Genomic DNA, 13,180 nt, shown 5'->3' with positions numbered 1-13,180 from the left:
GAAAATCCGCAGTCGGGGTATGATGGTAGCAGGTCGTGGCGACGGCTGCGGCTTGCTTCCACCACACCCGGGCAAACAGTTTGGGTTTCATCGGGGAATTCCCCACGCTGGCCGACGAGTTCTCGTCCGCCGGCGATTTTTGCGTTTACGGGAGTTTCCCAGATAAAGTGGCTTCCACTTTTTCGGTTCGGGAAGCGACCAGACAAGGAAGGTCCGGTAGCGCAAGTTACTGGAAGGAGAAGTAGGCATGTTCGACAGTCTGTCCGACCGCCTCGGCAATGTTTTCGACCGCCTGAAAGGGCGCGGCGCGCTGAGCGAAGGCGACGTGCGCGAGGCGATGCGCGAAATCCGCATCGCGCTGCTCGAAGCCGACGTCGCGCTGCCGGTCGTCCGCCGCTTCATCGATGCGGTTACCGAAAAGGCGATCGGTTCGGACGTGCTCAAGTCGGTCACGCCCGGCCAGCAGGTCGTCAAGATCGTCGACGACGAGCTTACCGCGATGCTCGGCGGCGGCGAGGATGCCGATCCGAAGGATCGCGAGCTGAACTTCGCCGCCAAGCCACCGGTCGTCATCATGATGGTCGGCTTGCAAGGCTCCGGTAAGACCACGACGACGGCCAAGCTCGGCAAGCTGATCCGCGAAAAGCACGGCAAGAAAGCGCTGATGGCGTCGCTCGACGTCAATCGCCCGGCGGCGCAGGAACAGCTCAAGGTGCTGGGCGAGCAGGTCGATGTGGCGACACTGCCGATCGTCGAAGGCCAGCAGCCGGTCGACATCGCTCGCCGCGCGATGGACAGCGCCAAGCTGCAGAGCGCCGACGTGCTGCTCCTCGACACCGCGGGCCGCCTGCATGTCGACGAAGCGCTGATGGCCGAAATGAAGGCGATCGCCGGCGTCTCCGCGCCGACCGAAGTGCTGCTGGTGGTCGACAGCCTGACCGGCCAGGACGCGGTCAATGTCGCGCAGAGTTTCACCGGCGAAGTGCCGCTGACCGGCGTGGTGCTGACCCGCATGGACGGCGATGCGCGCGGCGGGGCGGCGCTTTCCATGCGCTATGTAACCGGCAAGCCGATCAAGTTTGCCGGGACGGGCGAGAAGCTCGACGCGATCGAGGCTTTCGATCCCAAGCGCGTCGCGGGCCGCATCCTCGGCATGGGCGATGTCGTGTCGCTGGTCGAAAAGGCCGCCGCGACGATCAAGCAGGATGAAGCCGAAGCGCTCGCCAAGAAGATGGCGAAGGGTCAGTTCGACCTCGACGACCTGCGCATGCAGCTGAAGCAGATGCAGAACATGGGCGGCCTCGGCATGCTGGCGGGCATGATGCCCGGCATGAAGAAGGCCAAGGCGGCGATGGCAGCCTCGAACATGGACGACCGCGTGCTGCTGCATATGGATGCGATCATCGGTTCGATGACGCCCAAGGAGCGCAAGAACCCCGCACTTCTGAACGCCAAGCGCAAGAAACGTGTGGCGGCAGGGTCCGGCACGCAGGTGCAGGAGGTCAACAAGGTGCTGAAAATGCACCAGGAAATGTCCCGCGCCATGAAGCAGATCAAGAAGATGGGCGGTCTCAAGGGCCTCGGCGCACTGTTCGGCGGCGGGGGCATGGGTGCTGCGATGCCGGGTCTTGGCGGCCCGGGTGGCGCGGCAGGTGGCCTTCCCGGAATGGGCGGCGGCAAGGGGCCGGGAGTCGATCCCACCACGCTCCCTCCCGAACTCCGCGATCTCCTCGACAAGAAATAGATTTCAGACGTTTACATTCGAAAGGTAATATCAAATGGCAGTTGCAATCCGTCTTTCCCGCGGCGGCGCGAAGAAGCGCCCCTACTACCGCATCGTCGTTGCCGACTCGCGTGCTGCGCGTGATGGCAAGTATCTCGAACAGATCGGCACCTACAACCCGATGCTGCCGAAGGATTCGGAAGAGCGCGTGAAGCTCAACGAAGACCGCGCCCGTCACTGGCTGAGCGTCGGCGCCACGCCGAGCGACCGCGTCCATCGCTTCCTCGACGCCGCCGGCATCCTCGAGCGTGCGCCGAAGAACAACCCGAAGAAGGGCGAACCGGGCGAAGCCGCGAAGGAACGCGCCGAGGAAAAGGCCGCCAAGGAAGCCGAAGCCGCTGAGGCAGCCAAGGCTGCCGAGGAAGAAGCCAAGGCTCCGGCTGAAGAAGAGGCTGCTGCCGACGAAGGCGCTGCCGAAGACGGTGCCGCTGCAGAAGCTGCGGAAACCGCCGACGAAGCCGAAGAAAAGGCCGAGTAAGCCACTTTGATGCCGGACAAGCCCCTCACGCTCGCCGCAGTCACCGGCGCGCATGGCGTGGCGGGCGAAGTCCGCCTGAAGCTGCTGGGCGAGGGGCTCGATGCACTCAAAGCGCACAAGAGCTTCAACGACGGCGCCCTGACGCTGTCGAAGGTCCGCTCCGACAACAAGGGCGGTGCCATCGCGCGATTTGCCGAGGTCCGGGACCGGACCGCGGCAGAAGCGTTGCGGGGCACCGCCCTTCGCGTGCCGCGCGAAGCGCTGCCGGAGCTGGACGAGGGCGAGTTCTACTTCTCCGACCTTCTAGACCTGACAGTCGTTACAGAAACGGGCGAAGCGGTCGGCACCGTCTGCTCAGTCGAGAATTTCGGCGCGACGGACATCGTCGAGATAGAGAAGCCCGACGGCAAGAAGTTCATGGTACCGCTGACCACGCAAGCGGTGCCCGGCTGGGATCATAGTACGCTGACGATCAATCCGGACTTCATGGATTAGGAACATCCACGATTGCCGTGTCGTTGAAACGGCATGACGACGACATCTCGATTGCAGAGCACCCTCGCCATCGCAGCGTCCCTTTCCCTCGCAGCCTGCACCGGCGCGGGAGAACCGGATCCGGGGTCTCCTCCTGAAATTAGCGACGAAACCGGCAATCCGGCCGCTGGAACCCGGCCGTCCGGCCAGCCGGCGCTCGTCACCAAACAGGGCCGCATCGGTGACGGGGTCGAATGCGCAACTTTGACCACTCCCGACGGCGAACTCTGGTCGTTCACGATGGGCGACACCGATTTCGCAGCTGGAGACTATGTGTCCATCACGGGCGAAATTGCCGATGCCAGCTTCTGCCAGCAAGGTCAGGGGACGCTCATCGTGCAGGACATAACCAAGGCCGAGCCTCCCGCACGCGACCGCGATCCGGCGAGGGCCGGCGGCATTGCGCTGACCACCGAGTATCTTATCGGAGAGTGGGTCGCCAAGGGCGTCGACGCGGATTGCGCCAGGCCGGATTTCGCCATCCGTCGAAGCCCGGGCGCGCTGGTCCTCGAGGCCGAGATTGACGGGCACGACAACGATGCGGCCATCGTTCTCGGTAACTACCCCCGGCTCGATCTGGACGAGCCGCGGCAGGACCTGCCGATGGAAGCGCGCGGACCTGACGGTGTCGCTATCTTGCGCCCGGCGACCGACGCGGCCTACGATCCCCTCACGATCGGCTCCGCTACGATCGCAGGCGACGGCGTGGTTTTCATCAGGTGCAGCGGATAGGTATTTTCATCCCCTGACGGCGACGCCATTATGAGGCCATGTCCGCCGTCTCCACAGACCTCTGGCAACGCCTTGCCGCCCATGAGATCGGCCCTTCGGGTGCATCGCTGAGTTTCGCGCAGCGGCTGGCCCGCGAAAACCGCTGGAGCGCGGCATTTGCCAACCGGGTTATTCGTGAATACAAGCGCTTCTGCTACCTTGCGAAGACCGCCGGGCACGAGGTTACGCCGTCGGACGCGGTCGACCAGGCCTGGCATCTCCACCTGACCTACAGTCGCGATTACTGGGAGACCTTTTGCCCGAAAGTCCTCGGCGCGGAACTACATCACGGGCCGACGGCGGGCGGGGAGCGGGAGCGCACGCGCTATTACGATCAGTATGCGGCAACGCTGAAAAGCTATGAAGAGGCATTTGGCGAGCCGCCTCCGGGCGATATCTGGCCCGATGCGCAGCGCCGCTTCATGGTGGATCCGCGGGCCATCCGGGTCAACCCGCACGACGCGCTGATCCTGCCGCGCAGGTGGATTGCGCCTGTCGGCATCGTGTGCCTAATTGCGCTGGCTTGCGTGGTTCTCTGGATGGGAGCGAACCGATGATCACCGATTTCTCCGCCATGTCGGGCGGCACTTTCCTGCTCTATTACGGGGCACTGGTGATTGGTGCTGTAATGGCCGGACTGTGGTTGCCGGCTTTCCTGCGCCCCGATGGCCGCCACCAGCAGGTCAGCGACCAGGGGCAACTCGCCTGGCTGGCATCGGGGCCGGGACGCTTCACCGAAGCCACGCTGGCGCGGCTTTTCGGACGCGGCCTGCTCGAGGCCGATGCGGGCAACAAGCTGCGAGTCTCGCGGGCAGGCGCGGGCGACAGCGAACCGGAACGCCTGCTGACGGCGGGTGGGGGCGTGTTCGGCATCACCGAGGCGCACCGCATGCTCAAGCCCTATGCCGCGCGTGTGGAGGACGAGCTTATCGAGCGCGATCTGGTCATGGACAGGGGCGCGCGCTGGCAGTTGCGGCTGGCCGGCGCCGCTCCCTATCTCGCCGTGCTGGCGGTGGGTTGGTACCGGCGGCAGGCTGGCGAGGCGCTGGGCGAGCCCACGGGTTTCCTTACGGCGCTCATGGTGGTTGCCGCCCTGCTGATGTTCTGGCGTTTGGTGCGACTCGATCCACGGACCCGCGCCGGACAGGCTGCGCTGGGTGAGGCGAAGATAAAGGCTGCGCGCCTTCGTTCGGCGGCGACCGGGCCGGAGCTCGGCATCGGCGTGGCGCTGTTCGGTACGGCCATCCTGGCCGGAACCCCCTATTCCCAGCTGCACGCAATGCGGACGGCGGCGACGGGCGACGGAGCAGGCGGCTATGCCGGGGACGGTGGCGACAGTGGCGGCGACGGCGGGAGTGGTTGCGGCGGAGGGTGTGGGGGTTGCGGCGGTTAGCGCCTGAGAGGCTTTTCCTCCGCCAGATGATTGCGAATGGTCGTCGCAGCAACGCCGGCCTGACCCATCGCATGGCTGATCTGGTCGAGGCCGAGGACGACATCGCCGGCGGCGAACAGGCCCGGCACGCTGGTTTCCATGTGAGCGCCGACGATGATGCAGTCCTTGTCGGTCACTTCCGCGCTGCATGATTTCGCTAGGCCCGAGCGAACGACTGAGCCGAGGGCAGGGTAGATGGAATCGAATTCCATGCGCCCCTGTGAAGTCTCCACCTCAAATTTATCACCGGCGATAGCGAAGCCGCCACAGGGGCCTGCCACGCGCACGATCCCGGCGTCGTCCAGCGCGGCGGAGCATTCGTCCGACAAATCGTGGTCGCCGTGGGGGGAGATTAGCGTCAGGTCGGCGGTGTAGCCGCGCAGGAACTGCGCTTCGGCGGTGCCGTGCTCGCCCGTGCCGATCACGCCGACCCGCTTGTCGGTCACTTCGTAGCCGTCGCAGACCGGGCAGTAGCGGATCAGGCCGCGTGACAGCGCCTCGTCGTGCAGTTGCTCGTCGATGCCCTCGGGTCGGTTGTTGACCACGCCGGTCGCCAGTAGGACGGAGCGCGCGCGATAGGTCTCGTCGTCGCAGGTGACGATGAAGGTGTCGCCGTCCTTCGCCAGATCGGTGACGCGCTTCGGCTCACGCCGTGCGCCGTACTTAGCCGCCTGTTCGCGCATGCGGTCGAGCAACTCCTCGCCGTGGATGCCGTCGGGAAACCCGGCGTGATTATGGCTCGTCGGGATCCAGCTCGCGCGGCTGGTGCCGCAATCGAACATGCGGATCGAAAGGTGATAGCGCGCGAGATAGATCGCGGCAGTCAGCCCGGCCGGGCCAGCGCCCACGATAATGCAATCGTCCACTTCCATGCAGCCGCAACGCGCGGGATGGCAAAGCGGTGCCCGCGACGCTAATGGCTCGCCCGATGACCTTCGCCGCCACCATCCTCACCCTCTATCCCGAGATGTTTCCCGGGCCGCTGGGCGTGTCGCTCGCGGGCAAGGCGCTCGAGCGGGGGGACTGGTCGTGCGAGACCGTGCAAATTCGCGATTTTGCCACGGACAAGCATCGTACGGTCGACGATACGCCCGCGGGCGGCGGGGCAGGCATGGTGCTCAAGGCGGATGTGCTGGGGCGGGCCATCGAAAGCGTTGGTGAGACCAGGCCGATCCTCGCCATGACGCCGCGCGGGAAACCCATCACCCAAGAGCGCATCCGCGAGATCGCTGGGGGCCCCGGCGTCGCCATCGTCTGCGGCCGGTTCGAGGGCTTCGACGAGCGACTGTTCGAGCATTATCCGCAGATCGAGCAGGTCAGCCTGGCCGACATCGTGCTATCCGGCGGAGAGCCTGCCGCGCTGGCGATTCTCGACGCTTGCATTCGCCTGCTTCCCGGAGTAATGGGCGCGCCCGACAGCGGGCATGAGGAGTCGTTCGAAGACCGGCTCCTGGAATACCCGCAATATACCCGACCTCAGGAATGGGAAGGGCGCACGATCCCTGAAGTGCTGCGATCGGGGGATCATGCGAAAATCGCTGCATGGCGCAAGGCCAGGAGCGAGGACGATACACGGTTACGCAGGCCGGACCTTTGGGAGCGTTACAGTGACGCTCGGGACCGACCTGCCTCTGATGCGCGGCAAAAGAAGTAGGAAATACAGGCCATGAACCTGATCCAGCAGCTCGAAGCCGAAGCGATCGAAAACCTCGGCAAGGACATTCCCGAATTCCGCGCAGGCGATACCGTCCGCGTCGGCGTGAAGGTTGTCGAAGGCACTCGCGAGCGTGTCCAGAATTTCGAAGGCGTCGTCATTGCCCGCTCCAACCGCGGCATGGGCAGCAACTTCACCGTCCGCAAGATGAGCTTCGGCGAAGGCGTGGAACGCGTGTTCCCGCTTTACAGCCCGATCGTCGACAGTATCACCGTGGTCCGCCGCGGCATCGTGCGTCGCGCGAAGCTTTACTATCTGCGTGGCCGCACCGGTAAGCGCGCCCGTATCGCCGAGCGTCGCGACAACGCGCCGAAGGCGTAAGCGCGCCTCACCGCGAACAGCGCAACGAACAAAGGGCGGCTCCCCGATATGGGGAGCCGCCCTTTTGCGTGGGGATCGTAAGAGGAGGCCGGACTTGGCCTCCCTTCGATGTTGCCGCCGCGGGACCTGTGAGCCGGAAATTCGGCCCCGCGACGTCCATGCCTGTCTGCGCTGCCACGTCTTAACGGGATTTAAGGAAGCGCGCTTAAGGCGAAATTAGGCATGGTTTGCAGGCGCATGGGGCTTGCGCCGACCAGCCGCGCTCGCCATCACCGGCGCCGGACTGCCGGGAGAGATCGATTGCGCTCCATTACCTTCGCCGCCGTGCTGGCGCTGGGCACCTGCCTCGCCGCGCCGCTCGCCGCCCAGACTGCCCCATCGTCAGAGGAGACCGCGCCTGTGGAGCTGACCTTCGAACGCGTCTTCGCCTCTCCCGACCTCGATGGCCCCGCGCCGCGCCAGGCGAAGCTATCGCCCGACGGCCGCTATCTCACCCTGCTGCGCAACCGCGAGGACGACCGCGAGCGCTACGATCTGTGGGGCTACGATCGCGAGAGCGGCGAATGGTCGATGCTGGTCGACAGCGAAGCGCTCGGTACCGGGCGCGAGCTGTCGGAAGACGAGAAGATGCAGCGCGAGCGCGCCCGCGTCGGCAATCTCAAGGGCATCATCAGTTACCAGTGGACCAAAGAGGGCGACGGGGTGCTCGTCCCGCTCGACGGCGATCTTTATCTCGCGCGCATCGGCGGCGAGGTGGTCCAGCTGACCGATACCGAGGAAAGCGAACTGAACCCGTCGCTCAGCGGTACGGGCGAGTACGTCAGCTTCGTGCGCGACCGCCAGTTGTGGGTCGGTGAGGTCGGCGAAGAGGCCACCCCGATCACGCCGAAAGAGGGCGAGGCGATCCGCTGGGGCGAGGCGGAATTCGTCGCGCAGGAGGAAATGGGGCGGCTCACCGGATATTGGTGGAGCCCAGACGACAGCCGTATCGCGGTGCAGCGCTTCGACGAAAGCATGGTAGGCATCGTCACCCGCGCCGCCATCGGTGCGACGGGGACGCAAGTGTTCGACCAGCGCTATCCGGTCGCGGGCAGCGCGAATGCGGTCGTCGAACTCTATGTGATGAATCCGGACGGCAGCGAACGGGTCAAGGTCGATCTCGGCGACGATCCGGACATCTATCTGGCCCGTGTCGACTGGGCCGCGGACGGCAATACGCTCTACGTCCAGCGCCAGAACCGCGAGCAGACCGTGCTCGATGTTTTGGAGGTGTCGCCGCGAACGGGTGAGAGCGAAGTGCTGTTCACCGAGCGCGCGGCAGTGGACAATTACTGGATCAACCTCGGCGACGACTACAAGTGGCTCGACGACGGCTCGCTCATCTGGTGGTCGGAGCGGGACGGCTTCGGACATCTCTACTTCCGCGATCCGGACGACCAAGATTGGCAGCAGATCACCAGCGGCGACTTCGTCGTGACCAAGCTCGTCGGTGTCGATCAGCGGCTGCGGCGGGTGTTCTTCCAGGCGACCAGCGCCGAGGACCCGCTGGCCCAGCATATCTATGCGGCCGATTTTGGGGTGGGGGAAAACCCACCGGCGACCAAATTGACCGAGGACGGCTTCACTCATTCCGCGACGATGGACTCGCGGGGCCAGACGCTGCTGATCACGCGGTCCAGCGACGACACGCCGCCGCAGATCTATCTCGCGGACCAGACGGGTGAGCGGCTCGCTTGGGTCGAGGAAAACGCGCTGGACGCGGAGCATCCCTATGCGCCCTTCCTCGCCAGCCACCGCCCGACGCAATACGGCACGATTGCCGCCGAGGACGGAACGCCGCTCTACTGGGAAATGGTCACGCCAGAGATGGAGTCGGGCAAGCGCTATCCGGTCTATTTCTACCACTATGGCGGGCCGGGGCCGCAGATCGTCAATCGCGGCTGGAGCGGGGCGCTGCGGCAGGCGATCGTGGACAAGGGCTATATCTGGTTCGCGCTCGACAATCGCGGCTCAGCCAATCGGGGCGTCGCCTTCGAACAGCCGATTTACCGCGCGATGGGCGGCGTCGAAGTGCGCGACCAGAAAGCGGGGGCGGAGTACCTCAAGAAGCTCGATTTCGTCGATCCGGACAAGATCGCGATCGATGGCTGGTCCTATGGCGGCTACATGACGCTGAAGCAGCTGCAGGCCGATCCGGGGCTTTACGCTGCCGGTATCTCGGGCGCGCCGGTGACCAAGTGGGAGCTTTACGACACGCACTACACCGAACGCTACATGGGCACGCCGCAGGCCGATGGCGCGGCGTATGCGGCGGCCAGTGCGATCCCGAATGCGACTGCAATCAGCGATCCGCTGCTGATCATCCACGGCATGGCGGATGATAACGTGGTGTTCGAGAACGCGACCGAGATCATCTCGAAGATGCAGGAAGGCAATGTACCGTTCCAGATGATGCTCTATCCCGGTTACACCCATCGCGTGGCGGGCGAGCAGATCAGCCCGCACCGCTACAACACCGTGTTCCGCTTCCTCGAGCATCACGGCGTGACGCCGCCGGACTAGCGCTTTACCCTGCGCAATCGAATGTGCGGTTGCGGGCGCGCCAGCAGTCGCTATCTCGGCGGCGAACAGTTTCTGGAGAAGTGATTTGGGTTATCGTATCGTCGTCGTCGGCGCGACCGGGAATGTCGGGCGCGAAGTCATGCAGGTGCTGGCCGAGCGCGAGTTCCCGATCGACGAGATCGCCGCCGTCGCCTCCAGCCGCTCGCAAGGGTCGGAGGTCGAATTCGGCGACACCGGCAAGATGCTCAAGTGCAAGAATATCGAGCATTTCGACTGGTCGGGGTGGGACATTGCATTGTTCGCCGCAGGCAGCGGTCCGGCCAAGGAATATGCGCCCAAGGCGGCGGCTGCGGGCTGCGTCGTGATCGACAACAGTTCGCTCTACCGCATGGACCCGGATGTGCCGCTGATCGTGCCCGAGGTGAACCCGGACGCGATCCACGATTATTCGAAGCGCAATATCATCGCCAACCCGAACTGCTCGACCGCGCAGCTGGTCGTTGCGCTCAAGCCGCTGCACGATGCGGCGACGATCAAGCGCGTGGTCGTCAGCACCTACCAGTCGGTTTCCGGCGCGGGCAAGGCGGGCATGGACGAGCTGTTCGAGCAAAGCCGCAACATCTTCGTCGGCGATCCGGTGGAACCGGTGAAGTTCACCAAGCAGATCGCCTTCAATGTCATCCCGCACATCGACGTCTTCCTCGACGACGGCTCGACCAAGGAAGAGTGGAAGATGGTGGTCGAGACCAAGAAGATCCTCGACCCGAAAATCAAGCTGACCGCGACCTGCGTGCGCGTGCCGGTGTTCGTCGGCCATTCGGAAGCCGTCAGCATCGAATTCGAGAAGGAAATCTCCGCCGAGCAGGCGCAGGAAATCCTGCGCGAGGCCCCGGGCTGCATGCTCGTCGACAAGCGCGAGGACGAGGGATACATCACGCCGGTCGAGGCAGCGGGCGACAGTGCCACCTACATCAGCCGCGTGCGCGAGGATCCGACGGTGGAGAACGGCCTCAACCTGTGGTGCGTGTCCGACAATTTGCGCAAGGGCGCGGCGCTGAACGCGGTGCAGATCGCGGAACTGCTCGGGCGCGAGTGCCTTAAGAAGGGATGATGCGCAAAGTTCTACTCATTGCGTTACCGTTCGCACTGGTTGCTTGCGGCGGCCCCGAGGATTCCGCCAATCCGGACGAGCCGGTGACGGAGGTCACATCGGCCGACGAGCGGCTGACCGACGCGAAGCTCGTGGTCTCTGCCGACGGTGTCGGAGCCAAGGGCAGCGAGCCGCTCCGCTTCGGCGCCACGCGCGAGGAAGTCGATGCCATGGCTGCGCAGGCCTTCGGCTCGGAGGGCGAAGAAAGCTCCAACGTGGAGTGCGGTGCGGGGCCGATGGATTTCAGCCAGTACGGCCCGCTGCAACTGGCGTTTCTCGACGGCAAGTTTGCCGGCTGGTTCCTGCGCGAAGGCGAGGCCGTTGCGACCTCGGACGGCGTGCGGCCCGGCGTCTCGACGCTCGATGCGCTGAAAGGCGAGCGCCAGGTGCAGGAGCTCGACACGACGCTCGAAGGCGAGTTCCAGTACACCACCGCCGATTACGGGACGATCACCGGTTTCGCCGACGAGGCGGGGGAAATCGACGCCTTGCAGGCTGGGGTGAGCTGCTTCTTCCGCTAAGGCGCCAGCTGCGTATAAGGGCGCGATGACCCTGACTGCAGAGCTCTATTTCAGCTTCCGATCGCCCTACAGCTATCTGTCGGTCGGTCGCTATCGTGCGGTGACGGAGGATTACGATCTCGACATCGCACTGCGCCCGGTGTGGCCGCTGGCCATCCGCGAGCCCGATTTCTTCGAGCGCAACCATCCCAACTGGCTCGGTTACACCATGCGCGACATGCTGCGGGTGGCCCAGTTCCACGACATCCCTTTCGGTGCGCCCCGGCCCGATCCGATCGTGCAGGACACCGCGACCCGCAAGATCGCCAAAGACCAGCCTTACATCCGGCGCGTCACGCGCATGGGTCAGGCTGCCGCCCGGCGCGGCGCTGGCCTGGTCTTCGCCGCCGAGGCAGGGCGCATGATCTGGGGCGGCCAGGAATATTGGCACGAAGGCAGGCATCTGGCCGAGGCGTTGAAGGCTGCGGGTCTCGATCCGGCGGAAATCGAAGGCGAAATCGAGAGCGATGCCGACGCGCTCGACGACGAGATCGCCGCCAATCAAGACTCGCTGGAGGCGGCAGGCCATTGGGGCGTGCCGACGCTTGTGTTCGACGGCGAACCCTTCTTCGGGCAGGACCGGATCGAGATGGTGCGATGGCGGATGGAGCAGAAGGGATTGGCGAAGCGATGAAGGGCGAACTGACGGGCAAATGCCTCTGCGGCGCGGTGACTTACACGCTCAGGGAAGGGTTTCGGATGAACCCCTATGCCTGCCATTGCACCGAATGCCAGAGCCGAACCGGGAGCGCCTTCAGCGAGCATATGCTGTTCATGTTGGCGGACCTCGAAATCGACGGCGAACTCGACATCGCGCGCTACACCCAACCTAGCGGGGCACAGGCAGAAATCTTCGGTTGCGCAGTTTGCAAGGCACGCATCTACGCGGTGAACAACACTCGCGAAGGCATGGCCAGCCTGCGCTGCGGCACGCTTGACAACAGCGCATCGGTGGTCCCGACCACGCATCTTTGGGTGCGCAGCAAGCAACCGTGGATCGGTCTACCGGAGGGCGCAAAAACGATGGACGAGCAGCCGCGCACGAACGAGGAATGGATCGCACAGGTGGGCATCGCATGAGCGATCTACGGACCGAGACCTTCACCAGCTTCGACGGCACCGAACTGGCCCTCCATCGCCACGGCGAGGGACCGCCCTTCGTGTTGCTGCACGGGCTGTTCTCCAGCGTGGAGATGAACTGGATCAAGTGGGGCCACCATCTCGCCATCGCGGCGAGGGGCTATGAAGTGCTCATGCTCGACTTCCGCGTACATGGCGACAGCGCGGCACCGCATGAGCCGGAGAAATATCCTAAGAATGTGCTGGTGCGCGATGTCGCGGCGCTGGTGGAGCATCTCGGGCTCGGGGATTACGATCTAGGCGGCTTCTCGCTCGGTGCGCGCACGACGTTGCACGCGGTGGCGCATGGCGTGCTCGAGCCGCAGCGGATCGTGGTCGGCGGGATGGGCACGGCGGGCCTCGGCGAGTGGGACAAGCGTGCGGCGTTCTTCCGCCGCGTGATCGACGAGTTCGATGCCATCCCCAAGGGCGATCCGGCCTATTTCTCGATGCAGTTCCTGAAGTCGCAGGGCGTGGACCGCACCGCGGCGCGGCTGCTCCTCGATACCATGCCCGATCTCGACCTCGCCTTGCTCGACCGGGTCACCATGCCCGCGCTAGTCGTCTGCGGCGACGAGGACCGTGACAATGGCTCGGCCGAGGAACTCGCCGGCCTCCTGCCCAATGCCGATTTCGTCGAAGTACCCGGCACGCATATGAGCAGCGTTACCAAGCCCGACATCGGCCTCGCGATCGCCGAATGGCTCGGCGATCCCGCTTGATTAAGCACTGGCACAGGTGCAATCCGGTAGCTGA

Annotated in this window: 15 protein-coding genes; 14 read left to right on the top strand and 1 reads right to left on the bottom strand. The window is 64.7% G+C overall.

Features of this window, described 5'->3' with window-relative positions:
• Window positions 1–247 precede the first annotated feature (247 nt).
• From ffh to Q9K02_RS10110, 6 genes are read left to right on the top strand one after another with little or no spacing between them, the layout of a single operon-like run.
• Window positions 248–1,744: a signal recognition particle protein gene (gene ffh, locus Q9K02_RS10135; protein WP_305932789.1), complete on the top strand. Its 1,497-nt coding sequence runs from the start codon at window positions 248–250 to the stop codon at window positions 1,742–1,744.
• 34 nt (window positions 1,745–1,778) lie between these two features.
• Entirely contained in the window at window positions 1,779–2,261 is a 483-nt protein-coding gene (rpsP, locus tag Q9K02_RS10130) for a 30S ribosomal protein S16 (protein ID WP_305932788.1), read from the top strand.
• Window positions 2,262–2,270: 9 nt separating this feature from the next.
• Window positions 2,271–2,756 carry a ribosome maturation factor RimM gene (gene rimM / locus Q9K02_RS10125; RefSeq protein WP_305932787.1) on the top strand — a complete coding sequence of 162 codons (486 nt, stop codon included), beginning with the start codon at window positions 2,271–2,273 and terminating at the stop codon, window positions 2,754–2,756.
• 33 nt (window positions 2,757–2,789) lie between these two features.
• Entirely contained in the window at window positions 2,790–3,527 is a 738-nt protein-coding gene (locus Q9K02_RS10120) for a DUF5818 domain-containing protein (protein ID WP_305932786.1), read from the top strand.
• A 38-nt stretch (window positions 3,528–3,565) separates the two neighbouring features.
• Window positions 3,566–4,123, top strand: a complete 558-nt coding sequence (locus Q9K02_RS10115) for a glycine-rich domain-containing protein (RefSeq protein ID WP_305932785.1) — start codon at window positions 3,566–3,568, stop codon at window positions 4,121–4,123.
• Window positions 4,120–4,959: a TIGR04222 domain-containing membrane protein gene (locus Q9K02_RS10110; RefSeq protein ID WP_305932784.1), complete on the top strand. Its 840-nt coding sequence runs from the start codon at window positions 4,120–4,122 to the stop codon at window positions 4,957–4,959. The genes Q9K02_RS10115 and Q9K02_RS10110 overlap by 4 nt, the downstream gene beginning before the upstream one ends.
• Here Q9K02_RS10110 and Q9K02_RS10105 read toward each other — a convergent pair.
• Window positions 4,956–5,870 (bottom strand): NAD(P)/FAD-dependent oxidoreductase, encoded by a 915-nt coding sequence (locus Q9K02_RS10105; protein WP_305932783.1) that lies wholly within the window; start codon window positions 5,868–5,870, stop codon window positions 4,956–4,958. The genes Q9K02_RS10110 and Q9K02_RS10105 overlap by 4 nt on opposite strands.
• A gap of 56 nt (window positions 5,871–5,926) precedes the next feature.
• Here Q9K02_RS10105 and trmD point away from each other — a divergent pair, with 56 nt between their 5' ends.
• The 8 genes from trmD to Q9K02_RS10065 all read left to right on the top strand — a co-directional run bounded on the left by trmD (window position 5,927) and on the right by Q9K02_RS10065 (window position 13,146).
• Window positions 5,927–6,652: a tRNA (guanosine(37)-N1)-methyltransferase TrmD gene (trmD, locus tag Q9K02_RS10100; RefSeq protein ID WP_305932782.1), complete on the top strand. Its 726-nt coding sequence runs from the start codon at window positions 5,927–5,929 to the stop codon at window positions 6,650–6,652.
• 12 nt (window positions 6,653–6,664) lie between these two features.
• Window positions 6,665–7,033: a 50S ribosomal protein L19 gene (gene rplS, locus Q9K02_RS10095; RefSeq protein WP_278328437.1), complete on the top strand. Its 369-nt coding sequence runs from the start codon at window positions 6,665–6,667 to the stop codon at window positions 7,031–7,033.
• Between the two features lie 300 nt (window positions 7,034–7,333).
• Complete coding sequence (locus Q9K02_RS10090) at window positions 7,334–9,595, top strand: S9 family peptidase (protein ID WP_305932781.1); 2,262 nt, start codon at window positions 7,334–7,336, stop codon at window positions 9,593–9,595.
• An 85-nt stretch (window positions 9,596–9,680) separates the two neighbouring features.
• Window positions 9,681–10,706 carry an aspartate-semialdehyde dehydrogenase gene (locus Q9K02_RS10085; protein ID WP_278328439.1) on the top strand — a complete coding sequence of 342 codons (1,026 nt, stop codon included), beginning with the start codon at window positions 9,681–9,683 and terminating at the stop codon, window positions 10,704–10,706.
• Window positions 10,703–11,266, top strand: coding sequence for a hypothetical protein (locus Q9K02_RS10080; RefSeq protein WP_305932780.1), 564 nt, complete (start codon window positions 10,703–10,705; stop codon window positions 11,264–11,266). The genes Q9K02_RS10085 and Q9K02_RS10080 overlap by 4 nt, the downstream gene beginning before the upstream one ends.
• Before the next feature lie 25 nt (window positions 11,267–11,291).
• Window positions 11,292–11,939 (top strand): 2-hydroxychromene-2-carboxylate isomerase, encoded by a 648-nt coding sequence (locus tag Q9K02_RS10075; RefSeq protein ID WP_305932779.1) that lies wholly within the window; start codon window positions 11,292–11,294, stop codon window positions 11,937–11,939.
• Window positions 11,936–12,385: a GFA family protein gene (locus Q9K02_RS10070; protein ID WP_305932778.1), complete on the top strand. Its 450-nt coding sequence runs from the start codon at window positions 11,936–11,938 to the stop codon at window positions 12,383–12,385. The genes Q9K02_RS10075 and Q9K02_RS10070 overlap by 4 nt, the downstream gene beginning before the upstream one ends.
• On the top strand, window positions 12,382–13,146 hold the full coding sequence (locus Q9K02_RS10065) for an alpha/beta fold hydrolase (protein WP_305932777.1): 765 nt from the start codon (window positions 12,382–12,384) through the stop codon (window positions 13,144–13,146). The genes Q9K02_RS10070 and Q9K02_RS10065 overlap by 4 nt, the downstream gene beginning before the upstream one ends.
• The last annotated feature ends 34 nt before the right edge of the window (window positions 13,147–13,180 follow it).

The sequence above is a fragment of the Qipengyuania profundimaris genome (assembly GCF_030717945.1).
GTDB lineage: Bacteria > Pseudomonadota > Alphaproteobacteria > Sphingomonadales > Sphingomonadaceae > Qipengyuania > Qipengyuania profundimaris.
Note: the sequence above shows the minus strand (reverse complement) of the source record. Positions and strands in the feature narration are given on the sequence as shown.